Origin of the sequence: Streptomyces sp. NPDC001851 (assembly GCF_040297165.1) — a bacterium.
In the GTDB taxonomy this organism is placed as follows: Bacteria; Actinomycetota; Actinomycetes; order Streptomycetales; family Streptomycetaceae; genus Streptomyces.
In genome coordinates this window covers 25446-50785 of the sequence record NZ_JBEOYR010000040.1, presented here as the reverse complement: position 1 = coordinate 50785, position 25340 = coordinate 25446, and the positions used below count along the sequence as shown (strand labels likewise).

The 25340-nt window shown below is 70.1% G+C and carries 20 protein-coding genes; 10 read left to right on the top strand and 10 right to left on the bottom strand.

Annotated elements, in window-relative coordinates; translation table 11 throughout:
- From ABT171_RS38305 to ABT171_RS38270, 8 genes are all read right to left on the bottom strand, one after another.
- On the bottom strand, positions 1 to 1383 hold the full coding sequence (locus tag ABT171_RS38305; RefSeq protein ID WP_351251087.1) for an NAD(P)/FAD-dependent oxidoreductase: 1383 nt from the start codon (positions 1381 to 1383) through the stop codon (positions 1 to 3).
- Complete coding sequence (locus ABT171_RS38300) at positions 1367 to 1582, bottom strand: ferredoxin (RefSeq protein WP_228623667.1); 216 nt, start codon at positions 1580 to 1582, stop codon at positions 1367 to 1369. Before ABT171_RS38300 ends, ABT171_RS38305 begins: the two co-directional genes overlap by 17 nt.
- A 477-nt stretch (positions 1583 to 2059) precedes the next feature.
- Positions 2060 to 2800 (bottom strand): SDR family NAD(P)-dependent oxidoreductase, encoded by a 741-nt coding sequence (locus ABT171_RS38295; RefSeq protein ID WP_351251085.1) that lies wholly within the window; start codon positions 2798 to 2800, stop codon positions 2060 to 2062.
- 180 nt (positions 2801 to 2980) lie between these two features.
- Positions 2981 to 4294 carry a carboxylesterase family protein gene (locus tag ABT171_RS38290; RefSeq protein ID WP_351251083.1) on the bottom strand — a complete coding sequence of 438 codons (1314 nt, stop codon included), beginning with the start codon at positions 4292 to 4294 and terminating at the stop codon, positions 2981 to 2983.
- Between the two features lie 376 nt (positions 4295 to 4670).
- Positions 4671 to 6305, bottom strand: a complete 1635-nt coding sequence (locus ABT171_RS38285) for a vanadium-dependent haloperoxidase (RefSeq protein WP_351216302.1) — start codon at positions 6303 to 6305, stop codon at positions 4671 to 4673.
- 286 nt (positions 6306 to 6591) lie between these two features.
- Positions 6592 to 7014: an ATP-binding protein gene (locus tag ABT171_RS38280; RefSeq protein WP_228623664.1), complete on the bottom strand. Its 423-nt coding sequence runs from the start codon at positions 7012 to 7014 to the stop codon at positions 6592 to 6594.
- 1381 nt (positions 7015 to 8395) lie between these two features.
- Positions 8396 to 9187 carry an anti-sigma factor gene (locus tag ABT171_RS38275; protein WP_351216299.1) on the bottom strand — a complete coding sequence of 264 codons (792 nt, stop codon included), beginning with the start codon at positions 9185 to 9187 and terminating at the stop codon, positions 8396 to 8398.
- Positions 9188 to 9212: 25 nt separating this feature from the next.
- Entirely contained in the window at positions 9213 to 9815 is a 603-nt protein-coding gene (locus ABT171_RS38270; protein ID WP_351216297.1) for a sigma-70 family RNA polymerase sigma factor, read from the bottom strand.
- 1005 nt (positions 9816 to 10820) lie between these two features.
- Here ABT171_RS38270 and ABT171_RS38265 point away from each other — a divergent pair.
- The 5 genes from ABT171_RS38265 (at position 10821) to ABT171_RS38245 (ending at position 14035) form a co-directional block, all read left to right on the top strand.
- Entirely contained in the window at positions 10821 to 11117 is a 297-nt protein-coding gene (locus ABT171_RS38265) for a plastocyanin/azurin family copper-binding protein (RefSeq protein ID WP_067051812.1), read from the top strand.
- On the top strand, positions 11114 to 12115 hold the full coding sequence (locus ABT171_RS38260) for a metallophosphoesterase family protein (RefSeq protein WP_351216295.1): 1002 nt from the start codon (positions 11114 to 11116) through the stop codon (positions 12113 to 12115). Before ABT171_RS38265 ends, ABT171_RS38260 begins: the two co-directional genes overlap by 4 nt.
- Complete coding sequence (locus ABT171_RS38255; RefSeq protein WP_351216293.1) at positions 12112 to 12567, top strand: hypothetical protein; 456 nt, start codon at positions 12112 to 12114, stop codon at positions 12565 to 12567. Before ABT171_RS38260 ends, ABT171_RS38255 begins: the two co-directional genes overlap by 4 nt.
- 139 nt (positions 12568 to 12706) lie before the next feature.
- Positions 12707 to 12949, top strand: coding sequence for an MDR/zinc-dependent alcohol dehydrogenase-like family protein (locus ABT171_RS38250; protein ID WP_351216291.1), 243 nt, complete (start codon positions 12707 to 12709; stop codon positions 12947 to 12949).
- A gap of 156 nt (positions 12950 to 13105) precedes the next feature.
- Positions 13106 to 14035, top strand: a complete 930-nt coding sequence (locus tag ABT171_RS38245) for an NAD(P)H-binding protein (RefSeq protein WP_351216289.1) — start codon at positions 13106 to 13108, stop codon at positions 14033 to 14035.
- 362 nt (positions 14036 to 14397) lie between these two features.
- Here the strand turns inward: ABT171_RS38245 and ABT171_RS38240 are convergent, their stop codons facing one another.
- Positions 14398 to 15432: an Lrp/AsnC family transcriptional regulator gene (locus ABT171_RS38240; protein ID WP_351251081.1), complete on the bottom strand. Its 1035-nt coding sequence runs from the start codon at positions 15430 to 15432 to the stop codon at positions 14398 to 14400.
- Positions 15433 to 15539: 107 nt separating this feature from the next.
- Between ABT171_RS38240 and ABT171_RS38235 the strand changes: the two genes are divergently transcribed.
- The 4 genes from ABT171_RS38235 (at position 15540) to ABT171_RS38220 (ending at position 22448) form a co-directional block, all read left to right on the top strand.
- Positions 15540 to 16700: an alpha-hydroxy-acid oxidizing protein gene (locus ABT171_RS38235; protein ID WP_351216285.1), complete on the top strand. Its 1161-nt coding sequence runs from the start codon at positions 15540 to 15542 to the stop codon at positions 16698 to 16700.
- Positions 16701 to 16989: 289 nt separating this feature from the next.
- Positions 16990 to 18600, top strand: coding sequence for a benzoylformate decarboxylase (gene mdlC / locus ABT171_RS38230; protein WP_067051820.1), 1611 nt, complete (start codon positions 16990 to 16992; stop codon positions 18598 to 18600).
- 52 nt (positions 18601 to 18652) lie between these two features.
- Positions 18653 to 19414 (top strand): SDR family oxidoreductase, encoded by a 762-nt coding sequence (locus tag ABT171_RS38225; RefSeq protein ID WP_067051822.1) that lies wholly within the window; start codon positions 18653 to 18655, stop codon positions 19412 to 19414.
- A 208-nt stretch (positions 19415 to 19622) separates the two neighbouring features.
- Complete coding sequence (locus tag ABT171_RS38220; protein ID WP_067051824.1) at positions 19623 to 22448, top strand: helix-turn-helix transcriptional regulator; 2826 nt, start codon at positions 19623 to 19625, stop codon at positions 22446 to 22448.
- A gap of 226 nt (positions 22449 to 22674) precedes the next feature.
- Here the strand turns inward: ABT171_RS38220 and ABT171_RS38215 are convergent, their stop codons facing one another.
- Positions 22675 to 23256: a UbiX family flavin prenyltransferase gene (locus ABT171_RS38215; protein ID WP_079133630.1), complete on the bottom strand. Its 582-nt coding sequence runs from the start codon at positions 23254 to 23256 to the stop codon at positions 22675 to 22677.
- 298 nt (positions 23257 to 23554) lie between these two features.
- On the opposite strand from ABT171_RS38215, the gene mdlC (ABT171_RS38210) reads away from it, so the two are divergent.
- Entirely contained in the window at positions 23555 to 25168 is a 1614-nt protein-coding gene (gene mdlC, locus ABT171_RS38210) for a benzoylformate decarboxylase (RefSeq protein WP_351251079.1), read from the top strand.
- The last annotated feature ends 172 nt before the right edge of the window (positions 25169 to 25340 follow it).

Below are 25340 nucleotides of genomic sequence, written 5' to 3'. Positions count from 1 at the left end.
TCAGCCGGCGGCCCGGACCACGGTCAGCCGGCGGTCCGGCAGGTGACCGGTCAGCGCGACGGTGGGGCCGTGGGACAGCCCCCTTGGATCCGGCACGTCGGAGGGAAGCGCGAATTCGGTCACCAGCGGATGGCCGTCGGCCGCGCCGGGCGCGGGCGGGAACGGGGCGGCGGCCTCGATCAGGCCCTGGTAGTACTCCAGCCACTTGGCCATGTTGACGGTGACGGCGGCAGTGATGCGGCCCCGGTAACCGTAGACCGCCACCAGACGGCGTTCACTGAGCGAGCCCTGGGCGATGACCACCTGGTCGGAGTAGGTAGGGACACCCACGGACTTGATGTTGACCCCGAACTGACTCGACCAGAAGACCGGAACCGCGAGGTGGGGACGCCGCGGCGGCCCGGAACTGATCATGTTGTGGGCCGCCACCTCGGCCTGCGCGACCGCGTTGCCCCAGTGCTCCAAGGAGAGCATCTGGTAGTCGAAGAGCGGATGGGGGAAGCGGGAGACGTCACCCGCCACGAACACGTCGTCGGTGACGATCCCGTACATGTCGAAGGCGCGGCACCCCGCGTCACAGGCGACCCCGTGCGGGCCCGCCGCCAGCCCGGAATCCGCCAGCCACTCGACGTTGCGGACCGCACCCATGGCGATGACGCACACGTCCGCGTCGATGTGGCTGCCGTCGGAGAGATCGGCTCCGGTGAACCGCCCGCCGTCGTTCCCGCACAGCGCGGTGACCGTCACTCCGCAGCGCAGGTCCACGCCGTGGGCCCGCTGCAGGCCGGCCGCGAACCTCGCCAGCGTGCCGCCGAGGGCGCCCACCAGCGGTGCGGTACCACGTTCTGCAACCGTGACCTCGATGCCCCGCTCCCGGCAGGCCGAGGCGATCTCCGAACCGGTGAAGCCAGCGCCGATGACCAGCACCCGGCGCGGCCCGGCGGCCAGCCGCTCGGCCAGGCACCCGGCGTCGTCACGCGTTCGCAGGGTGAAGACTCCGTCCAGGGCAGCCTGCTCCGGTCGGGGCCAGGGGCGCGCCCGGGTTCCGGTGGCGATCAGCAGCCGGTCGTAGGGCAGGGACTCACCGTCGGCCAACAGGACCTGACGGCCGACGGGGTCGAGCCCCGTGGCACGCACTCCGAGCCGCCAGTCGGCGTCCGGGTCGCGGCGCATCGGCAGCCCGGTAGTGTCCGCCGCCGACATGCCGAGCAAAACCTGCTTGGACAGCGGCGGTCTGTCGTAGGGCGGGTGGGGCTCGTCCCCGACCACGGTCAGCGAGCCGGTGAAGCCCCTCTCGCGCAGTGCCTCAGCGGCCCGCAACCCGGCCAGCGACGCGCCGACGATGACGATGGGGCCCTCCCGAAGGTCACCGGGCCCGGGCACCGGCGGTCACCGCCTCACCCACGAGGATCGCCTGGACCGGGCACGCTGCAGCGGCCTGGCGCACGCGCTCCAGCTGCTCGTCCGGGACTTCCTGGCGGTACAGCAGCGCTTCCTCGCCATGCAGCTCGAACATCTCCGGTGCGAGAAACACGCACTGCGCATACGCCTGGCAGCGGGTGAGGTCCACGACGAGCCGCATCCCAAGCCTCTCCCTCCATCGCCTTGAGCTCCCTGTCTCTTTCTAGGCTCGGAATGCGCCAGGCGCCCGCCCGGCTACTCCGTCGGGACCAGATCCAGCGGCAAGGGCGTTCGAGAACGCGCAGGTGGGCCGGAATGAGGCTGCGATCGGGCACCAGGAACGGAGGCGCTGCGAAAGGGATGAGTGTGGGGATCACCGGCGCCGACCCGACCGCAGGTACACGATCGCACAGGAGCTCTACCATCACGTCAGCCTCGCCCAGACGGGCCCTGACCGCATGCCGAAGAATGCAGACCGACAGTGGCCGGCATGGCCACCGGATGCTTTGGGAAGCGGTCATCCTCTCGCCTGCTGCTGCCGTAACTACACCGCGTCAACCGCTCACGCCAGGATCAGAAACAGCTTCTTTGCGGGTCGAGGCAGACATCGTGGGCATGGGCGTCGGGTTTGGCATATCCATCGCGGCCCAGCCCAAAGTCATCCGATCGCGAGCTGTCCGCCGCGTGCCTCGAGAACCGCGCCGGTGATGTAGCTGGCGCGGGACGAAACAAGGAACAGAACCGCTTCCGCGATTTCTTCAGGGTCTGCGACCCGCCCCAGTACGGTGGTTCGCCCGATCACCTGGAGGGTTTCACCTCCCATCTCCTCCGTCCCGGGGGTATGGACAGGGCCCGGAGCCACGGCGTTCACGCGGACGCCCTGGGCGCCGAACTCGTCAGCCCATACTCGTGTGAGAAGTTCGAGTGCAGCTTTGGAGGCCCCGTAAGCGCCCGATTCCCGCACCGGCGTGGTAGCCGCCGCTGTACTCACATTCACGATGACGCCACGCCCCCGCTCAGCCATTCCCGGAGCGAGAGCACCGACCAGGAGCATCGGCGCGCGTGAGTTGACGGCCATCTGAGCGTCGAACATCTCGGCGGTGGTGTCCGGCGTACTGGCGAACCGATAGATACCGGCGTTGTTGATCAGAACGTCCACCTCGCCTGCTTCAGCGGCAAGACGCAGGACATCTTCAGAGCTACTCAGATCCGCAGCAACGAACCGAGCCTTCCCGCCTGCGGCAGCGATCTCTTCGACGGTCTCCGCACCCCGCTGCTCGTCCCGCCCGTGGACGATGACCGAGGCCCCCGACGCTGCCAGGCGCAGGGCCACGGCCCGGCCGATGCCGGCGGTAGCGCCGGTGACAAGAGCGGTGGATCCGTCCAGTTCTGCAGCCATGCAAAGCTCCTCCAAGCCGAGAGGAACGACATGCTGTCGGTTGTTCCTCGTGTAACTGATGATCCTGATGGTTCATGCCATGGCGACGACGGACCCACGCCGGACAGATCGTTGATCATGGTCCAGCCCGGGGCCGTGGCCCACGCGGTCTTGGGAGGCCGGCGAGCTCGCCTTCGCTGATCACGTCCGCGGGCGACTGGAACGCGCCGTACTGCCGCCGGGGGGGTGGAGGCGCCACCCCCACTGTCCGGCGTGCCAATGCCCCGGCCCTGACGGTGACGCAGACTTCCGGGTACCCGGCCGGCGAGCGTGACGGCCCCGCTCGGGCGCCTGGCGCGGCTGCTCGACGTCCCGCCGGAACTCGCCCATAGCAGTCCGGCATACGGCTCTCGCGCGACGGCCATGGGCCCGGGCGGCGTGTGTGCGCACCAGGCACTCGGTGCGGCTGTGAGCCTCGCTGCACGTCCGCAGACGTCGGCGGTGCATCGGGCATGTGTCCCGTGACCGTGGGGCTTCAGCTTGCCAGTGGTAAGTGGAGGAGGAGTGCGCTGTGTGCTGCGGCCAGGGGGTGTCGGTGGTGGGGGCGCCGGTGTGGATGAAGCCGAGCCAGGCGGTGCACACACGGCGGCCGAGGGACTCGATGTCCTGCGGGCGGGCGCCGGCGAGCATCGGGGCGTCGGCCCAGTCGGCGTCGGCGCCGAAGAGGAAGCGCAGTTCGATGCGGTGGGCGGCGCCGAAGACGGAGTCGGGGGCGGCGGCGTCGAACCGGTAGGCCCATACGCGGGCGCCCGCCTCACTGAGCTGGACGGCCGGCTGACGGGAGGGACGGGCGAAGGCGAACTCCCTCGCGGCGTGTTCCACGCCGTCGGCGGCGAGCGCGGAGCCCGGGACGGGGCCTCGCGCACCCGGCGCGGCACCGGGTTCACGGCGTTGAAGGCGGCCATCTCCCGTTCGGTGATGCTGATGGTGATGCCGATGGTGACGTCCAGGCCGGGTACCCGGCGGGTGAGAACGTCGGTCCAAGCCGCGCCGTCCGGGAGCGGGCCGACGCCCCCGACCGGCACGAACGGTGGACGGAGTTGAGCCCGAGCCTGCCGGCGGCCTCTCGGGCGAACGGCGCTCTGGGCGCCCAGGGTGTCCGACACCGGGGCACCGTGCGGATTCGTGCCGAGCCGGGAGAGGAAACGCTCGGCGGCGCGCTTGGCGTAGTCGGCCTCGCCGAGGCTCAGCCCTGCCGAGGTGCTGTTCACGATGGCACCGTGGAACAGGCCCTCGCTCCCGGGCATGCCCAACAGGCACTGCACGCTGTGGGCGCTCGCGGGCCGGCCGGCCAGGGTGACATGGCCGGTGTGCCCCGCCGAACGAGGCGATGCCGTCCCGCACCCACCGCAGCGCCGCCAACTGGTCGGAGACGCCGAGGTTGCCCTCGGGGATCCCCGGGGAGCGCAGACAGCCGAAAGCGCCGAGCCGGTAGTCGACCGAGACGACGATCACGGCGTCCGACCGACTGGTCGGGCGATCCGATCGGCGGTTCGAACCTCCTGCAGACCCACAGGTGTTGAGGTACCCACGGGGACTCGAGCGAGGCCCCCGACTGCGGGTCCGCCGACAGTGACATGGGCGAGCCCGCGCTCAGCGACCTGGGCGACCGGGTGGGCCCGACCGCGACAGTCATTCAGTCAGTGCGTCGCGGTGACAGGAAGCCAGGACTTCCTGCGGGCAGACATCCTGCCTGCCGGCCAGCAGCTGCGGGCCCTCGGCACGGAGGATGGCCGCCCTCTGAGCGTGGCCCGAGCCAGTGGTACCCGATGCGACGGGACCACTGGCTTCTCGGCCCTACCATGTGCATGGTTGTAGCGTGCCGGTGCGGTCAGAGCCGACCTGCCACGAAGTCGGCCACCTGGGTGCCGAGTTGCTGGCCCGCGTGGTTGTCAAGGGAGGTGTGCTGGCCGGACCAGATCCGGCTGAGCCACGCTTCGGTGGCGGCGTCCTGGAAGCCGGTGAAGGTTCGAGTGACGCCCTTCGAGGTCACCGCGAAATGATGCCGCGCCCCGTAGAGTCCGGCGAGCGTCGTTGCCGCGGCCTGGCTGAGAGCGCCGTGAGCGCCCGGATAGGACGGATCCGGTGCGGTCGGCAGCAGAGGGGTCCAGCTGGGATCCCCGACGATGCTCGGGTTGTAGTGCGTACCGCCGAGCCGGATGGCCGTCACGGGCCGCCAGACGTGGTAGACATACTTGGCGTCGTACATCGCGATCGCGGTGTCGGCGAGGGACAGGTCGAGCCGGGCGAAGACCTTCACCGCCTTCTCCAGGTTCGCGTTCTGGGAGGTGACGAGGTTCTGCGTGATCTGGTTCCAGACGTTCCATACGGGTGCCGCCGCCCAGAACTTCGCGGCTGCCGTCTGACCGGGAGTGCGGATGGTGCTGGTCTTGCTCCCCAGGCTCTTGACCTCGTTCAAGGCGGTGGCGTACGCGGCGCTGCTCACGGCCGGCGGCGGTGCCGGGCGGAACTGCCGTCCGTCGTCCAGTACGAACGGCTTGACCGAGCCCCAGTCGGTGAACACCGGTGTCTGGAAATTGGGAGGGGTGGGCCGGTAGTCCCCGGCCTTGTCGCCGGGGCGGAACTGCGGCGGCTTGGCTGAGGATCCGTCATTGGACCGCAGGGTGATCAGCCTGCGGGCGACCTCCGCTCCCACACCAATACCCGCCTGCTTGCCCGGGCCGCCGGATATCGCGGACAATTGGCTGCTCAGCCGCTGGTTCAAGCCTGCGCGCCTGGCCGGGTAAAGGGCGACCAGCACATCGTGGGCCGCCTGGTCCGCTGCGGCGTCCGCACGAGCGCCTCTTGGCGCCGTCACCGAGAACACGTAGGCGGGGCCGGCCCGGGTGATCGATATCACCGCGTCGTACTCGGCAGCCTGCAGAAGCGCGAAGCTGCGCGTGGGTTGGACGGTGGACGGCTGCGCCTTCGGATTGCTGAGGATGGTGACGAGCTCGCGGTTCCACTCCACGACCGACATCCCTGCCCCCGTCGCGGCGGTGCGCAGGGCCGGCAAGTGAGCGGTGGTGGACCCGAAGGCCGGGCCGGCGAGTCCGGCTGCCAGCGCGGCTCCGGCAAGTATGGCGAGTGTCTTCTGCTTTCCACCCATGTTCTGTGGCTCCTTGTCGCTGGTGGCGGGTTGTGACAACTGGCGGTCATGCGCGTGGCTCATCTGTGTCGGCCACGCGAGCGTGATGGTGTCGGGGTGGTGCGGGCCGGCAGCCAGGTCGAGATGCCGGCGGTCGTGGAGGACGAGTTGCTCGGCGGGTTCCGCGGCAGCTGCGACGGGGCCGGGGTCGTCCAGGGCCCTCCGGTCCATGAGGGCCTTCCGGCGTAGCAGCCAGGCGCGTTCGGCTCCGGGGGCCAGCACTTGGTGCATCTCGCGGCGCAGATCTGGCGCATGCGTATATGCCTCGTGCGGGGGCGGGGCGTCGATGCCCTTGCCGCTGTTCGGGGTGACGTCCACGCTCACACCTCCGCCGGTACGCAGGGGCCGGCGCCGCAGCGTTGACACAGCACCGTGTCGTCGTGGGGGCCGCCGCGATCGAGTGCCGATGGGCGGGCAGCGGACCGCATGGGCACCTGGGCCGGGCCCGGGCAGCCGTCGATGGGACACGGCTTGTGGGTCGCGAAGGACCACTCGGCGGGGGTGTCGGGTGGCCTTTCGCCGCGGCCGCCCCCGGTGGTCCGTCGCTGTGCTGCGGCGCCGGCCCCGGCAGGGGGTCGCAGCTCGTGCGGAGCGTCCGGCCCGGTCATGGCGAGCACCTCAGGCAGGCGCGGACTTCGCGGCCGCTGCGTGTCTGGCGAATCTCGGTCGACTGGGCGAGGAACTGGACGATGCCGGTGCCACGGCCGTGTTCGTCGGAGGCGATGCCGGGGCGATGACGCTCCACGGCCGCGCCGGAGTCGGTGACCACGATGTGCAGAGTTTCGTGATCGAGGGCGAGCAGCAGGGTCATGCGCTCATGGCCGTACTGGGCAGCGTTGGCGGCGAGTTCGTCGACGATGAGAATGGCGGAGTCCCGCTCACCCGCGGGCACACTCCAGGTCTCCAGCAAATCGGCTGCGAAGTGACGAGCGGCGGAGACGTGCGCCTCCTGCGCCGGCAGGGTGAGCAGTGCATGGCGACGGCAGGGCCGGCCGAGCAGTGAAGTCGGGCTGGGGGAATCGGTCACGAACATGGTCTTCTGGCTCTTCTGTCGATGTGCGGAGACCGGAACGGGGTGACCGCAAGCAATTCGGGGGTGGTCGGTAGGCCGGATCCTGATCCTGCGTGGGCGCGCTCAATCAGTTCCACGGACGACACATGTCGGATGGTTCGAGCTATTTGCCTTTTTTGTTCCGATTCCTGCGCGTCATGTCAATGTCGGCGCCTGTCTGGGCTCAGCTGCCTCTGTCCAGAGCTGGCTGTTGCGCGGCCGGACTGGGCACCGGCAGTTCGGCCCCCTCGCCGGTGGTCTTCCGGACGACCCCGTGGAAGCGTCGCACCGTAGACCTGGGACGGACGTCCGTGCCTACATTTCGGCCGGATCGCGGTCCGCCGCGTGCAGAGGTGATGGATCCTCTTCTCCGGGTTGTACGGACTTCGGGAAAAGAAGAGTCGTGCGCGCCCCGTCGGCCCGCTCATGCATGAAGTCAGCTGCGGACTGGGCTGGTTCGACGGAGCGGGGGCGAGAGTGACCAGGGCCCGGAAACCGTCGGCGCGTCGCGGGAAGGGCCAGGGTGCCGCTTTTCACCTCCTCCGGCGGAAGCGGAGATGTATGCCGCCGCCCCCTTTCGCACAGCCGTGCCCGCCCGTGTACGCGGCCGGCACCCGCGGGGCCCGGCGCGGGATGGCCGACCGGCCCCCTGGGGAGGTCGCGTGAGGGAAGCAGGTCAGAGCCCCACGACCGAGCTGCAGAACTGCCCGGGTACCGACACAGCCGCCCGAGACATGTCGTGCAGGGGAAGCAGCCGCCGCAGCTGACCGGCCCCGCGATGTGTGGCACCACCGCGGACAGATCGATCGGATGGCTGCTTCAACCCACCCCTCGACCCTCGACCTGCTGGTCGCGTACCCGGACGGGCTTCACCTTGATCAACCTGGCCGGGGTGATCCTTCCCGGCTGGCGGCGGCCGACTCGACCATCAGCCGCCTCCGCGCGCTGGCTGCCGCTCAGCCCCTCGGTCATACAGGTGCCGGTGGCGGCCTCCGAAGCCGCCACACTCATCGGCCGCGAGCCTTGTCGGACGGTCCCGCCGATCCCGGAGCCACGCGGCGCGGCGGGATCGAGGGGCTACGGTGATCACGAGCGTGCCCGTCCAGCCGGTGTCACGGGCAGAAACCTCTTCCATGGCCATCAGCTGGACGTCCTGTGCGCGCCCCTCCAGCTCGGTCCACCGGTCTTGAGGCGGCCCGGTGCTTGTCGAATGATCGGGGTCCCTCGCCGCGGAGCGCCCGGCCTTTCGAAGGCGACGTCGTCTTGGCCTCTTGTGCCACCAATCCTCACGCCCTGCTGCTGCCGTCATGCCACTGGGCGACCGGCCGCCCAGTGACATGACCGCCATGGTCTGGCCTCACGCTCGGATGGTGACCAGCTTCTGACCGTTGCCCGCGAGGATCTCGAAGTGCTCGATGGCTCCCGGAGCCATGGCGACCGCTCCTGGGATCGTGGTGCCGGGAGGGTACTCGCCTGCCCGCCAGGTAGCGCCGTCCGTCCTGGCCCCGCCGGGCCCGACCGCCTGCAGCCGACAGGTGATTCCGGCGGGTGCCCCTCCTGCGGAGATCTGCAGGACACTGCCCCAGGCAGAGGGCGAGACCTTCACCGAGGCGGAGACGCCGGTGGCGGGATCGCTCCCGGAGAAGGTGCGCCAGACGGTCGGCGCGGTCGGCCCGGGCGGCCTCGCCTGACTGCCCACGGATCCGATGGCCGCCAGCCATGTGCCACCGGCCGCTGCCGCGATGAACGTCAGCGAGACCGCAGCGCCGGCCAGTTGCAGACGCCAAGACCTGCGGCGCCTGGCCGCAGCCTGCTGGAGCAGCCTCTCCAGCACACCCCCCTCTGGGGTCTTCGACACCGCGGGCGCGGCGGGCCGTTCGGGCAGCGGGGAGCCCTGCGCGCTTTCGGCTGCCCGTACCATCAGTCGGTCGGTCAAATCCGTTTCGGCCGCCAGCACCGTCTGGCCCGAGGCTTCGGCTTCGGTCACCGTCGCCAGCAGCGCAGGCAATCCCGCCAGCTGGGCGTGTTCGGCCCGGCATTCGGTGCATGCCGCGAGGTGGATGCGCACCTGTTCCATTTCCGCCGAGGGCAGCGTGCCCAAGACGTAACCTCCCAGCGTCAGCCGGAGGGCGTCGTGCTCCGCACTCATGGTCGCCGCCTCCTGCCCGCCACGGTCATGGCTCGATCCCCCGTTCCTGCAGCGCCAGCCGCAGGGCGTGCAGGGCGTAGTACGTCCGCGACTTCACTGTGCCCAGCGGGACGCCCAGCACCTGTGCGGCCTCCGCCATGGTCCGGCCCCGATAGTAGGTCTCCAGCAGGACGGCGCGGTGGTCCGGGGACAGTGACCGGACGGCTTCGGCAACCGCCCAGCTCTGCAGTGCCTGCTCGATCTCGTCCTTGCCCGGCTTCTGCTCGGCGGCTCGCTCCAGCACATCGCCGCCGGCCTCGGCCGGCCTGGACTGCCGGGCCCGGTGGGCGTCGATGACCAGGTGTCGAGCGACCGTACACAGCCATGCCCGGGCCGGACCGCGTGCGGGGTCGAACGCGGCGGGATGCTGCCACGCTCGCAGCAGTGTCTCCTGTACCACGTCCTCTGCCCATTGCCAGTCTCCTGAGGTCAGTCGCAGCACGTAGTGGAACAGGGCTCCTGAGTGCTCCGTGTACAGCGTGCGCAGCAGTTCCTCATCCGCGGTCGAAAGGGTCCCTCTATCAGAGACACGGTGCGCGGAGCGATCCGGATCGGTCCTTGAACCACGTTTTCGGGAACTCCAGGGCATACCACGATCATCAGGCATATGCGCCGCTTTGTCCTGCACGAACAGCTCGGCACGGGTCACGCACTGTGAGTGCTGCAGGTGGTACGCCCTTGCGGCGTTACGACCTCGCCATGGTCAAGCATGCGCGGGTCCGGACCGGCTGAACTGCAGCGATCCCATGAAGTCCCACAAAAGGTGCGTATCAATCGAACCGCTGCAGCCATGCCGTCCGTGGAGGCGAACAAGAACCGGCTTACGCGCAACTCCTCATCGCTTCCCCTGCGGCAAGGGGTGGAACAGGGGTGACCGAAATGCACCACGCGACGCACGCGCTCTCGCCCGGCCCGGCTCCCCCGCCCCCGTGCATCGAAGCCGGTGCCACTCTGCAGCCCCGACCGATGTCCAGCACACACCACGCCGATGGCGCTACGCACAGTGATCGGCGGCTGAGCGGCGACCGGGGCAGAACTCCATCCGGGCCAGTGTGCCCATCACCCGTATGGGCGACGCCGACCTGCCCCGAGTCGCTCGCGGCTGCCTGCTCGGGCGAACTGCCGCGTGTCGCCTTCATCCTCGTGGCGCGGCAGGGCGGATGCGCAGCGCGGAGCACCTCGAGGCGGGCAGCCGGCACGGGGGGCACTCAGGCTCGCTCGCCGGGTCCGTGAGGGACGCGTGCCCGTGAACGCGGCATCCACCACATCCCTGCGGTTGCGTGCGCCCGAGCCGGCGCAGTTCCCGTCTCCGCCTGATCAGTGAGGAACGCACACCATGTACGTGAACCTTCGCCCACCAACTCGGCGATCCCGTGCTGCGGCCGGGCTGGCCGTCGCCACCATCGCCACCGCCGGTGCGCTGGGGCTCCTCAGCTCATGCGGCCCGTCGTCGCATCCCTCGTCCTCCGGAGCCGGCGTCATCACGCCCGGTCCGGGTCAGCACCAGACCCCCGGGATGCCCGGTGCCACGGGGTCGGGGAAAGCGGCGGGCTCCGCTCCCGGCGCCTCCCCGATGCCCAGCATGAGCATGCCCATGAGTACCTCGAGCACGGGCGCGGCGGCCGCGCCGGTGACCGGGAATGCCGTCGCGATCAAGAACTTCGCATTCTCTCCGGCCACGTTGCAGGTCAAAGCGGGCACGACGGTGACCTGGACCAACCAGGACACCGACGCCCACACCGTCACCAGCGCCGCATCGGGTGGCCCCCTGCGCTCGGCCGCCCTGGCCACCCACGCCACCTACAGCTACACGTTCACCAAGCCCGGCACCTACGCCTACATCTGCACCATCCATCCGTTCATGACCGCCACCGTGGAGGTGACCCAATGACCGACTACTACGACCGTCACGACGGAGCACCGGCCGACGACGCCGGCCAGCATGAAACCGAACACGGTATGACCCGGCGTCAACTCATGCGTCACGCCGGATGGTTCGGCGGCGCGGTGGTGCTGACCGTGGCCAGCGGAGAGGTGATCAGCCACATCGCGGACTCCCGGGACACCAACGCCGGGGCTGCCGCCGGGGCCGTCGCAGCGGGAAGCGGCGCGCTGCGGTTCGTGCAGGTCTCCGACAGCCATATCGGGTTCCAGGGCCCGGCGAACACGGACGTTGCCGGCTCATTCACCGAAGCGATCAACCAGGTCAACTCACTCGGATTCAGACCGGACTTCGTCATGCACAGCGGCGACCTGACCCACCTGTCCACGGCCGGGCAGTTCAACCAGGTCAAGCAGATGATGACCGGAATGAAGACAGACCGCGTCTTCACCGTACCGGGCGAACACGACTCCATCGGCGATGCAGGCCGCGCCTACCGGCGGACCTTCGGCATGGGCACGCTCGGCGACGGCTGGTACAGCTTCGACACCCACGGTGTGCACTTCATCGCCCTGGTCAACACCCTGAGCCTGGAGAAACTCGGGCACCTCGGCAACGCGCAGATCGACTTCGTACGCAAAGACCTGGCGGGACTGCCATCGGACACCCCCATCGTGGTCTTCAGCCACATCCCGCTGTTCGCCATGTACCCGAAGTGGGGCTGGAGCACCGACGACGCCCTCAAAGTCATCGCCCTCCTGCGCCGCTTCTCCTCTGTCACCTGTCTCAACGGGCACGTCCACCAACTGTTCACCAAGACAGAGGGCAACATCACCTTCCACTCCGCCACCACCACCGCCTACCCCCTGCCCAAACCGGGCCGCGCCCCCGCCCCCACGCCCCAGGTCGTCCCTGCCCGGCAGCTCAAGGACGCACTCGGCATCCGCAGCGTCGGCTACCGCCAAGGCGACCGCGAACTGGCCATCAAGGACCGGAGGCTGGCATGAACACCCAAAGATTCCTCGTCCCTACCCTGCGGGCGGCGACCGCCGCAACCCTCGCCGCCGGCGGATACATCCACGCCCAGCTCTACATTGACGGGTACCGCTTCATCCACATCATCGGCCCCCTGTTCCTGCTCCAGGCCAGCGCATCCTTCGCCCTCGCTGCCCTGCTGCTGATCGGGACACCACCCCCGCTGCTGAGGGTCTCCGAGGCAGGCGTCGCGCTCGGCGCCCTCGGCGGCTTCACCGCTTCGCGCACCGTTGGCGTGTTCGGATTCACCGAGCGCGGTCTGCAACCGGCACCACAAGCCGTCCTCAGCCTCCTCGCTGAAACCGGCACGCTGCTGCTCCTCGCCATCTGGCAAGTGAGCGCGACCAGACAACGCCGCGCTGCCCGACCGCCCGTCAGTACACCCATCCGGAACCGATCCATCACCCGTACACCACCCAACTGAACCACCACCACGACGGGTCACGTCGGGACAGTAAATCGTTCGGCGAACTCCACGGCCTCGGCCTCATCAACGTCGTCCGCAGCGACCGAGGCGCCGCCAAGCTACGCAAGCGGTTCCCGAACGTTCGGAGCCGATCTCGGTGCACGCGTCGAAGCTGCTGCACAAATCGCTGACGCTGCAGGGCAAGAACATCGGCCGGTGGCTGTCCGAGGTCTCCGCCGAGAGGCGGGCATCCGACGTCGCCACCGCGAAGCTGATCGCGCTGACGTTCAAGGACCAGTTCAAAGTGGCCGCCACGTACGGCCTCGGCGCACTGACCGACGCCGTCGAACACGCAGTAGGGCCCGGCAAGGTCGGCACCGTCCTCGTACGCCCTTGGTAGCTGTTTCGGATGGGACACCCCGGGCCCACGGCGCGCATCTGCCGAGCGGTGACCGGCTCGCGTCCGTGTCACGGGCTACGCGACCCACTGCCACCGGGCGTATCGGCTCATCGAGCTCCGGTTGCGCCCCGGCGACGTGCACCGCACGCTGCTCGTATGGACCGCCCCCCGGAAGGCAGTTTGCTGCCCATACTGGTGACGGGCGCGGCGGGTAGCGTCGGCGCCGTCGGCCGAACCGTGGTCGAAATTCTCCGGCAACGGGACCTGCCCGTGCGGGCCATGGTGCGTCGCGACGACGAACGGGCGGAGGCGCTGCGTGCGACGGGTGCCGAGGTCGTCGTCGGAGACCTCACGCGTGCGGGCGATGTGGCTGACGCCCTCTCCGGTTGCGGGCGGATGTACTTCGGCATGGGCGTATCGGCGCAGTATCTGGAGGCTGCCATGACGGTGGCGGCCGTCGCGCGTGCGTACGGGCGCCTGGAAGCGCTCGTGAACATGTCGCAGCTGACCGTCTCCGAGATGGACCTCACCAGCACCTCAGAGTCTGTGCAGCAGCGGCACCACTGGCTGGTGGAGCAGGTCCTCGGCTGGTCAGGCCTGCCCGTCGTCCAGATCAGGCCCACCGTGTTCATGGAGAACCCGCTGTTCCGTGTCGGCTTCTCCTCGATCGCGAAGGACGGAAGCATCAGACTGCCCTTCGGCCAGGCGAAAACCTCCCCCGTGGCAGCCGGGGACGTCGCCGCGGTCGTGGCAGAGATCCTGGCCGATCCGGCCCCGCACACCGGCCGCGTCTATGAGCTGACCGGCCCCCGCTCGGAGGACATCTCCGCCATGGCGGAGGAGGTTTCCACAGCTCTGGGCCAGCCGGTCAGTTACACCGACGTCGGCCTGCAGGAATGGATCGACGACGACCTCAGACCGCTGGGGCTGCCGGACCACGTCTTCCAGCACATCTCCACCATGGCTCGCCTTCACGCGGAGAACCGATACGACCGCAGGGCGGACGGCGTCGAGCAGGTCATCGGACGGCCTCCGACCGGGGTCACTGAATACGTCCGTGAGAACCCCGGCCTGCTCAGTCCCTGAAGCCGAGTCCTCGCGGCGCGGGTCGCGTAGATGTCAGAGGACGCTTCCGCGAAGTCGTACAGATACTGGGCAGCTGGGGCGGTCACGACGGAGCCCTCGGCGCGTGGCCGCCACCGCTCCACGCCGCCATGGGCTTCGAGGGCATCCGAGACCAGGTCGCTCATTGTCTTCTGCTGTCCCAGTGAGCCGGGTGCCGTCCAATACCACCTCACGCACGTCCACTCGAAGCTCCGCATCTACTCCCGCAGCGAACTGGTTGGGTCAAATCCCTCGCCCTGTTGGCGCTTTCAGCGCGACATGCCCGTAGGCTCGCTGGGCCCTGACGAACGTGGAGGAGTCGGCGGCTCGGGGCACCGTGTGAGTCACCTCTCCGGCTCCGACCAGAAGTCGGGCGGGACGATACCGACGGAGCGGCCGTGGGGGTCCAGGAGGCGCCCCATCAGCTTGTCCTGGCGAAGGGCGATGACGCGGTCGACGATGTCGAGGCTCGGGTGGGCGGTGGCGAGCTGGGTCTCCAGGCGCAGGACGTCGCTGAGGGAGTGCAGGCTGGCCTGGAGGATGAGGTTGTGAGGGCCGCTGACGGCGGCGCAGTTACGGGTCTCGGGCAGACGGACGAGGGCGTGGCCGATCTCGGGGAGATCGGCGGGCGGGACTCTGGCCCAGAGGGTGGCCGCGACGGGCCAGCCACCGAGGGGGCGGGCGAAGTCGCAGCGGAACCGCAGCAGGCCGCGTCGGGTGAGCTGTTCGGTGCGGCGTTTTGCGGTGTTGAGGCTGACGCCGAGGTCGCTCGCCAGAGTCTGATAGGGCGCGCGGCCGTCGTGGGCGAGCCGGGTGATGAGGGCGCGGTCGAAGGGCGTGATCTCGCCCGGGGCGACAGGGGTCTGGGCCGGGGGCGGGCCGGTCAGCTGGGCACGCTGGGCGGGGTCCAGGGCGGCGATGCGCCACCGGCCGCCCTCGGTGAACATGTGGGTGACGATCCGGACTTCCACGGCGGTGATGCCGGGAAGGTGCGGGAGCAGGTCGAGGGTGTAGCGGGAGAGGGCCGGCAGGTCGCGGGTGGCGGCGATGGCGAGGATGTCGTGGCCGGCGGCCGCGCGCTCGATCGTGAGCATGTGGGGGTGGGCGCTCAGTGCCTGGGCGACCCCGGTGGTGGCGCCGGGAGCGCAGTCGATCACGACGAAGGCCACGCAGATCTGCTCGAACAGGCGTGGGCCGGGTGAGAATCCCACCCAGGCGGCGCCCTGCTCGGACAGGCGGCCGAAGCGGCGGGCGACGGTGACCGGGTCGACCTCCAGGGCACGCCCGAGCTCGGTCCATGAGGCCCGCGGCTGCAGCTGCAGGGCGTTGATCAGTGCCAGGTCGTCCTCTGTCAGCAGCGCTGGTGCATCATCCTGCATGGTCCCCTCCCGCGAGGCAGAATCCTGCGTTTGGCGGCTTTCACGCGTCACTCTCCCATTGTGGACTTCAGGGGCCCGCACCTGTCGAGCGTGAGGAGGGCCGGACCATGGCGTACGGCGACTATCAGGACGAGATCTACATGGACGGGCTGCGCGGGGTGGTGCCGCGCTTCCCGATGACCTACGACGAGCTGGAGCCGCTGGCTCAGGCCGCGATGCCCGCCTCCGTGCGCTCCTACGTCATGGCCGGAGCCGGCGACGAGCGCACCCAGCGGGCCAACGTCACCGCGTTCGAACGCTGGGGCCTCGTCCCGCGGATGATAGTGGGGGCCACGGACCGGGATCTGTCCGTCGACCTGTTCGGGATGCGCCTGCCCTCACCGCTGTTCATGGCCCCGGTCGGCGTGATCGGGCTGTGCGCGCAGGACGGCCACGGCGATCTCGCCACGGCCCGTGCCGCCGCCCGCACCGGCGTGCCGATGGTCGCCTCCACCCTGACCGTCGATCCACTGGAGGAGGTCGCCGCCGAGTTCGGCGCCACCCCGGGCTTCTTCCAGCTCTACACGCCCACCGACCGGGAGCTGGCCGAGAGCCTGGTGCACCGGGCCGAGAAGGCCGGCTTCAAGGGCATCGTGGTCACCCTGGACACCTGGATCACCGGCTGGCGCCCCCGCGACCTCGCCGTCAGCAACTTCCCCCAGCTGCGCGGGAACTGCCTGACCAACTACACCAGCGACCCCGTCTTCCGCGCCCGCCTCGCCCGCAGCCCGGAGGACGACCCGGCGGCCGCGGTCGCCGAATGGGTGCGGATCTTCGGCAACCCGCTCACCTGGGACGACCTGTCCTGGCTGCGCTCGATCACCGACCTGCCGCTGATCCTGAAGGGCATCTGCCACCCCGACGACGTCCGCCGCGCCAAGGACGGCGGCGTGGACGGCATCTACTGCTCCAACCACGGCGGCCGCCAGGCCAACGGCGGCCTGCCCGCCCTCGACGTCCTGCCCAGCGTGGTCCAGGCCGCCGACGGCACTCCCGTCCTGTTCGACTCCGGTGTCCGCACGGGAGCCGACATCATCAAGGCCATCGCCCTGGGCGCCTCCGCCGTCGGCATTGGCCGCCCCTACGCGTACGGCCTCGCCTACGGCGGCGAGGCCGGCGTCGTCCACGTCCTGAGGTCCCTGCTCGCCGAAGCAGACCTGATCATGGCTGTCGACGGCTATCCCACCCTCGCCGACCTCGCTCCCGAGGCCCTCCGCCGCCTCACCTGACAGCCGCCGACCAATCGCGGGACGGACGCATCGGCGGTACCTCGCTCACCGAGTGGTCGGCCATGGTCCACGTCCTCAGCGACCTGGGCCCAGCCCCCCATCAGGCTCGTCACCGGACGGTTTATATGTCATGACAAGTACCTATTTGTGCAGCAGGATCGGATTGGCGCACGCTTCCGGCACCCCACGACGCCGAAGACGGCACTCGGCACCGCATGGAATAGCGCGCACCCCTCCACCAGACCCGTCGCACCAGAAACCCAGCCCCAGCAAGGAGTCGATGGCAACCATGACTGAGAAGTCCACCGTCCGCAGCGTGACCTACGACCTGCTGCGAACCCTGAAACTCACCACGGTCTTCGGTAACCCCGGTTCCACCGAGCAGCCGTTCCTGCAGGAATTCCCCGAGGACTTCACCTACGTCCTGGCACTGCAGGAGGCTTCCGTCATCGCGATGGCCGACACCTTCGCCCAAGTCACCGGCCGACCCGCGCTGGTCAACCTGCACTCCTCGGCCGGGATGGGAAACGCGGTGGGCAACCTGGTGGCGGCCTACCACGGCAACACACCCCTGATCATCACCTCCGGCCAGCAGCACCGGGAGCTGGTGATCGGCGACCCGTATCTCGGCAACCGAGAGGCCGTCACGCTGCCCAAGCCGTGGGTGAAATGGTCGTACGAACCCGCTCGCGCCGAAGATGTACCCGAAGCCTTCATGCGGGCCTACGCGGAGGCGCTGCAGCCGCCGACGGGCCCGGTGTACCTGTCGATTCCGATGGACGACTGGAAGCGGCCCCTGTCCGGCTTCACCCGGGTGCGGACGGTCAGCGACCGCGTCGCCCCCGACACCGCTCGGCTGCGCATGTTCGCCGATCGCATCTCGGCCAGCCGTCGTCCCGCGCTGGTCTTCGGTCCGGAGGTGGACCGGGCCGGTGGCTGGGACGCGGCCGTCGCGCTGGCGGAGAAGCTGCGCGCGGCCGTCTACGGCGCCCCGCTGCTGGACCGGGCTTCCTTCCCCGAGGACCACCCCCTCTTCGGCGGCCCGCTCGGCATGTCGGTCAAGACCATCAGCGATCGGTTGACGGGCCACGACCTGGTGGTCGTGATCGGCGCGGAGGTGTTCCGCTACTACCCCTACGTGCCCGGGCCGTACCTGCCGGAGGGCACGGAGCTGCTGCAGATCACCGGCAACCCGGCGGTGGCCGCGGGGGCGCGCGTCGGCGACAGCCTCCTGGGCGATCCCAAGACGGCGATCGAGCTGCTCCTGGACATGGTCGCTGAGGGTTCGGCGCGGACCGCGCCGGAACCGATGCCGCGGCCCCGCGAGCTCCCCCAGGCGCCGAACACCCCGCTCACCCCGCCGGAGGTGTACGCCACCCTCAGCAGGGTCCGGCCGGCCGACGCGGTCATCGTCAACGAGTCGACCTCCACGATGGCGCAGCAGATCGAGTGGCTCCCCACCAACCGGACCGGATCGTTCTTCGCCACGGCCAGCGGAGGCATCGGCTGGGGCACCCCGGCCGCCGTGGGCGTCGCGCTCGGCGACTGGGACAGGGGCGCCGAACGGCCGGTGATCGGCCTGATCGGCGACGGCTCCTTCCAGTACTCCGTGCAGGCCATCTACACGGCCGCCCAGCACAACCTCCCGATCGTCTACGTCGTCATGCGCAACCAGGAGTACTCCATCCTCAAGTCGTTCGCCGTGCTGGAGGAGACCCCCGGGGTGCCCGGGCTCGACCTGCCCGGGCTCGACATCGCCTCCGTCGCCCGCGGCTTCGGATGCCGCGCGGTCGACGTGGATACCACCGAGGACCTGGAGCGCGAGTTCAAGTCGGCCCTGACCGCCGGCACCACCACCGTCATCGTCGTCGCCACGCAGCCCCAGAAGGCGATGTTGTAGGCCGCGCGGATCGGGCGGTCGAAGAAGGAACAGCGGAGAGAGGACAACAAACATGGACTTCGGACTGAAGGACCGGGTGTACATAGTCACCGGCGGCACCCGCGGGCTGGGCATGGCCGCCGCGCGCGAACTGGTGGCGGACGGCGCGCGGGTGGTCGTCAGCGGCCGCGACGAGAAGTCGGTCGCCGCCGCACAGGCGGACCTCGGCGGCCCAGGGCAGGCAGTCGGCGTCGTGGCCGACAACGCCGACGCCGACACTCCGGAGCGGCTGATCGCCGCGGCCCGTGACGCGTTCAAGCGCCTGGACGGAGTGCTCATCAGCGTCGGCGGGCCCCCGGCAGGCACCTCGGACACCATCGACGACGACCAGTGGCGCGCCTCCTTCGAGTCGGTCTTCCTCGGCGCGGTGCGGCTCTCCCGCGCCGTCGCCGCCGAGCTGGGCGAGGGAGGTGCCATCGGCTTCGTCCTCTCCAGCTCCGTGTACGAGCCCATTCCCGGCCTCGCGATCTCCAACGCCCTGCGGCCGGGCCTGGCCGGCTACGCGAAGAACCTCGCCAACGAGCTGGGCCCCCGAGGCATCCGCGTCGTCGGCCTCGTGCCCGCCCACATCGAGACCGACCGGGTACGCGAACTCGACGCACGGCACGGTGACGCCGACGCCGCCCGCGAAGGCGCCGCCGCCGGCGTCCCCCTGCGCCGCTACGGAACCCCGGACGAGTTCGGCCGCAGCGCCGCCTTCCTGCTCTCGCCCGCAGCGTCGTACCTCACGGGCGTGATGCTGTCGGTCGACGGCGGCGTACGCAAAGGCTTCTAGAGTCTCCGCGGTCAAGACCGCGAATCGAGCGGGTTCACGCTAGGGCGGTCGCCGGGGAAGCACCGAGACCGTATGGCCGCCCTTCGCCGCAAGCGCCGTACAGCGGTGAAAACAAGCACGCCATCGGCCTGAGCACACCCCGTAAGGTGGGCGGTACGCGCGCGGTCGGCGTTGTGCCGTGCTACGAGCGGAACCTATCCTCACCACTGTGGCGACTTCCGAGAGCCGGAGGTATCCCGCGCAGCCCGCCGGTTGCGACTTCGGCGGTCTCGTGGGGCGCGCGGACGAGCTGGTGCTGATCGACTCGCTGTTCGCCGATCAGGATCGCACCGGGTACGGCCCCGTCGGCCGCAGGTTGCTGCTGCGTGGTGACCCAGGGGTCGGGAAGACCGCGCTGCTCGACGTCGCCGCGGCCCGGGCGAGTGCCGCCGGCAGGCGTGTGCTGCGCGCCTGCGGCGCGCAGTTCGAGGCCGGGATCAGTTTCGCCATGATCCACCAGATGCTCTACCCACTGCGCGCGGACGCCGATCTCCTGCCCGGCCCGCAGCGCGATGTCCTCTGCCGGCTCTTCGACCTGACGCCGGCAGCTCTCCCGGACCCGCTGACCGCCGGCACAGCCGTACTCTCCCTGCTCGGCGCTGCCGCCGACGAATGCCCGCTGCTGCTGGTGGCCGATGACGCACCGTGGATCGACCCGGCCAGCGCCACGGTACTGGCCTTCGCCATGCGTCGGCTGGGCCAAGCCCCTGTGGCCCTGCTGGCCGCCGCCCGTACCGGGCTGAAAGGGCTTCTCCACCAGGTGGGGCTGCCGGAACGGACGGTGCCGCCCCTGGACGACCAGTCGGCGGCGGAGCTTGTGGAGGCCCGGTGGCCGGGCCTGGCGCCGACCGTGCGGCGCCGGCTGCTGGCCCAGGCCGCGGGTAACCCGCTGGCCCTCCAAGAGCTACCGACGACTCTGAACGACCGGCAGCGCTCCGGCGCACAGCCGGTGCCCAGCGTGCTGCCCCTGTCCGAGCGGCTGCTGGACACCTTCGCCCCCGAGCTCGACCAGCTGCCCGGCGCGACCAGAAAGGCACTCCTGCTCGCCGCACTGGCGGCCGACGACGACCTGGACACCATCAGGGTCACGACCCGATGCTCGCTGGACCTGGACGACCTGGCCCCGGCACAGCGGGCCCGGCTGGTCCACGCCGACACCGCCTCCGGACAGGTCACCTTCAGCCATCCGCTGACCCGCTCGGCGGTTGTGTACCTGGCCCCGCCGGGCGAGCGCCGGGCCGCGCACCGGGCACTCGCCGAGGCCCTGGCCTTCGACCCCGAGCGCCAGGCGTGCCATCTGGCCGCGGCCAGCACCGGACCCGACGAGACGGTGGCCCGGGCGCTGGACAAGGCGGCCATGCTCGCGCGGCACCGCGGCCGTGCCTCGACCGCGGTGGCCACCCTGGTGCGCGCGGCTGAACTCAGCCCGCACCCCGGAGACCGCTCCCGGCGCCTGGTCGAGGCCGCCCACCTCGCCACCATGGCCGGACAGCTCGACCAGGTCACCTGGCTGCTGGCGGACGCCGGGCAGACCCCGCAGAGCCCGGATGCGCTGGTTTTCGCCGCCACCGCCCACCTGCTCACGAACGACGAAGGCGACGTTTCCGCCGCGTACCGGCTGCTGACCCGGGCGCTCGACGCCGGCGAGGATGCCGGGCCGGAATCCTGGGACAGGTACGGCATCCTCTACGCGCTGCTGCTGGTCAGCCTCTACGCCCTGCGGCCGGAGCCGTGGGAGCTGCTCAGGAAGGCCATGGTCCGCTTCGAGCCCGAGCAGGTCGTCCCGTTCCAGCTGTGTTACGACGCGTACGTCGATCCCACCCGGGCCTCGGACGCCATCCGGGAGGGCCTGGCCCGCGCCTTCGCCGCGCTCCCGCGGGCCGCTGCGCCCTGGGAAGTGATTCCGCTGGCCTTCGCCGCGGTCGCGATGGACACCCTGTCCGACTACCGCTACGCGGTCCGCGGCATGATCGAGCGGGAACGCGACGGCGGCGCCATCGCCATGGTGGTGCCCGCGCTGATGCTGCTCTGCCAGGACTCCTACGTACACGGCCGGTGGGACGAGGCCGAGAACCTCGCGCAGCAGGGGCTGGAGTTGGCGACGGGCTATGGCTACTCGTTCTGGGAGCGGCAGATCCGGGCCGTGCTGGCCTCCGGTGCCGCGCTGCGCGGCGATGTGGACCTGGCCCGCGCCCGCAGCAAGGAGACCACCACCTGGGCGGCGCCCCGGGGCATGGGCGTCACCATGGGGTACGCCCGCTCGGCCGGCCATCTCGCGGCCATGGGCCAAGGCGACTTCGAGGAAGCCCACACCCAGGTGGCGCAGATCGACCCGCCCAGCGCCCCCAGCGCAGACATCCCCAACCGGTGGGTGGTGCTCGACCTGGTCGAGGCGGCGATGCGTACCGGCCGCCGCGAGGAGGCCCGCGCACACGTCGTCGCCGCCCAGCAGGCCGGGCTCCACCGCATCGGCACGCGCATCGCGATCATCACGGCCGGAGCCGCGGCCGTGGCCGCGGACGACGACAAGGCCGGCGCCCTGTTCGAGGCGGCCCTGGCCCTGCCCGAAGCCGCCCGCTATCCCTGGGAGCAGGCACGTATCCAGTTCGCCTACGGACAGTGGCTGCGCCGCACCCGGGACACCGCCCGCGCACGTATCCAGCTGCGTGCCGCCATGGAGACCTTCGACCGGATCGGCGCGCGAGCGATGGTGCAGCGCGCCCGCAACGAACTGCGCGCCACCGGCGTAGCCGCTGCGCGTTCCGACCCGGCGGCACCCGAACTGACCGCCCAGGAACGGCAGATCGCCGAACTGGCCGCCACCGGGCTCACCAATAAGGAGATCGGCGCCCGTCTGTTCCTGTCCCACCGCACGGTCGGCTCCCACCTGCACCGGATCTTCCCGAAACTCGGCATCACCACCCGCGCCGCGCTGCGCGCCGCACTGGAAGCCGGCGCCCACGAAGCCCATTCCGAGGGTCAATTCCAGTCGTAGACGCGCGCGGCCTACACCTCCGGTACGACGGCTTCGTCGGCCACGAGCCGGTCCGCGGGTCGGGTGTCGTGTTTGCAGGGCGGGGAGGCGGCGTCCACCCGCGGCGGCGGAAGCGGTGGCTTGGTGAGCCGCGCTCGTAGGCGAGGCCGTGGCGGGTGTCCCGAGCGCTTCGAGTTCACAAAGGTGGGTCCGGAGGTCGGTAATCGCGGACATCGGTGCTGGTTCCCTACAGCGCCGGCGAGTGGGACATGCCGTTCCAGCACTGTGCCGACGGCACGTGAATGTCCAACTGGTCCAGGACGCGGACGACGACATGGCTGACCGGATCCCCGATCGTCTCGGGACGGTAGTAGCAGGCCGGCATCGGCGGGACGATCCGAGCCCCCATACGCGTGAGCGCCAGCATGTTGTCCAGGTGACTCTCGCTGAGCGGGTCCCGTGCCACGAGTACCAATCGGCGCCCGGCCTTCAGCGTCACGTCGGCCGCACGGGAAATGAGCCCCTCGGCACAGCCGGTGCATATTCCGGCCAGCGTCTTCAGGCTGCACGGCGCGATGACCATGGCGTCTCCCCGGAACGACCCCGACGAGATCGGCGCGCCCTGGTCGTTCCACGCGTACGTCGCGTCCGCGAGGTCGATGACCTCGTGCGCCGACAATCCGGTCTCCCGTCGCACGGTCGACCTGGCCCACGGGGACAACACCAGATGGGTCTCCACATCCGGCTGCTGCCGCAGTCGGCGCAACAATTCGACACCGAACACGGCTCCGGTCACCCCCGTCATCCCCACGATCATTCTCCGTGGCATGGGTATCCACCGCCTCCGCACGCGATCACTTCGAGCGGAACTACCCACACATCGTGAAGGTCCTGAGTGCGAACGAGCCGCTCGAAACTGGCTGCGACCGATTCTCACCACGCGGCGGGGCCGTTCCGCATGCGTCAGATGACTGAACAATCCGGGAGCGGTCGGGCAGGGAGGCAACCGACTGACGTGCATGCAGTCAATCGACCGAAGACGAGGCCGTGAGCCGCGACGTAGTTTCGCGCTCAGTCGATGTTCTGAGTCTCGCCGTCGATGCTCCGCACAGCCGAAGGACGCCATCATGACCGAGAACTCCACTGTCCACAGCGTCACCTACGACCTGCTGCGCTCCCTGCAGCTCACCACGGTGTTCGGGAATCCCGGGTCGACCGAGCAGACCTTCCTGCAGGAGTTCCCCGAGGACTTCCAGTACGTCCTGGCCCTCCAGGAGGCGTCGGCCATCGCGATGGCCGACGCCTTCGCACAGGTCACGCGCCGCCCGGCGCTGGTCAACCTGCACTCCTCAGCGGGCCTGGGCAACGCGCTGGGCAACCTCGTCGCCGCCTACCGGGGGAACACCCCGCTCATCGTCACTTCGGGGCAGCAGCACCGGGAACTGCTGATCGGCGAGCCCTACCTGGGCAACCGCGAGGCCACCACGATGCCCCAGCCCTGGGTGAAGTGGTCGTACGAGCCCGCCCGGGCCCAGGACGTCCCCGAAGCCTTCCTGCGCGCCTACGCGATCGCGCTCCAGCCCCCGACGGGACCGGTCTACCTCTCCATCCCGATGGACGACTGGAACCAGCCCCTGGACGGCTTCACCCGGACACGCACCGTCAGCGAGCGGGTCGCCCCCGACACCGAGCGGCTGCGGCGCTTCGCCGACCGCATCTCCGCGAGCCGTAACCCCGCCCTGGTCTTCGGACCCGAGGTGGACCGCGCCCGCGGCTGGGACGCGGCGGTCGCCCTGGCCGAGAAACTGCGCGCGGCCGTCTACGGCGCCCCGCTGCTGGACCGCGCTTCCTTTCCCGAGGACCACCCCCTCTTCGGCGGCCCGCTCGGCATGTCGGTCAAGACCATCAGCGACCGGCTGACCGGACACGACCTCGTGATCGTGATCGGCGCCGAGGTCTTCCGCTACTACCCCTACGTGCCCGGGCCGTACCTGCCGGAGGGCACCGAACTGCTGCACATCACCGCCGACCCCGCCGTCGCCTCGTACGCACGCATGGGCGACAGCCTCCTCAGCGACACCAGGACAGCCATCGAACTGCTGGTGGACCTGGTCGAGGAAGGCACGGCGCGCACCGCACCCGCACCGATGCCGCGGCCCCGGCGGCTCCCGCGGACCCCCAGCAGCGGCCCGCTGTCCCCGCCTGAGGTCTACGCCGCACTGAGCAGGGTCAGGCCCGCCGACGCGGTCATCGTGAACGAGTCGACCTCCACGATGGCGCAGCAGATCGAGTGGCTCCCCACCATCCGGTCCGGATCGTTCTTCGCCACGGCCAGCGGAGGCATCGGTTGGGGCACTCCGGCGGCCGTCGGCGTTGCTCTGGGCGACCGCGCCAACGGGGTCAGCCGTCCGGTGATCGGGCTGATCGGCGACGGTTCCTTCCAGTACTCCCTGCAGGGGATCTGGACCGCGGCCCAGCACCAGCTGCCGGTCGTGTACGTGGTCATGCGGAACCGGGAGTACTCCATCCTCAAGTCCTTCGCGGTACTGGAGGAGACCCCGGGCGTGCCGGGCCTGGACCTGCCCGGCATCGACATCGCCTCCCTGGCCCGCGGCTACGGCTGCCGCACCGCCGAGGTCGAGACCGCGGAAGAGCTGGAGAAGGCGTTCAACGCGGCGCTGCACGCCGACACCACCACCGTCATCGTGGTCTCCACCCAGCCCCAGAAGGCCGCGCTGTAGCGCTGGTTCAGAGCACGCCAGGGCACCCCGTCGAACGACCGTCGCCGACCCACGAAGCAAGGGACAGCAGCCATGGACTTCGGACTGAAGGACCGGGTGTGCCGCGCGCGAACTGGGGGCGGACGGCGCAAGAGTGGTCGTCAGCGGCCAAGAGCGTGTACCGAGCGGGTGT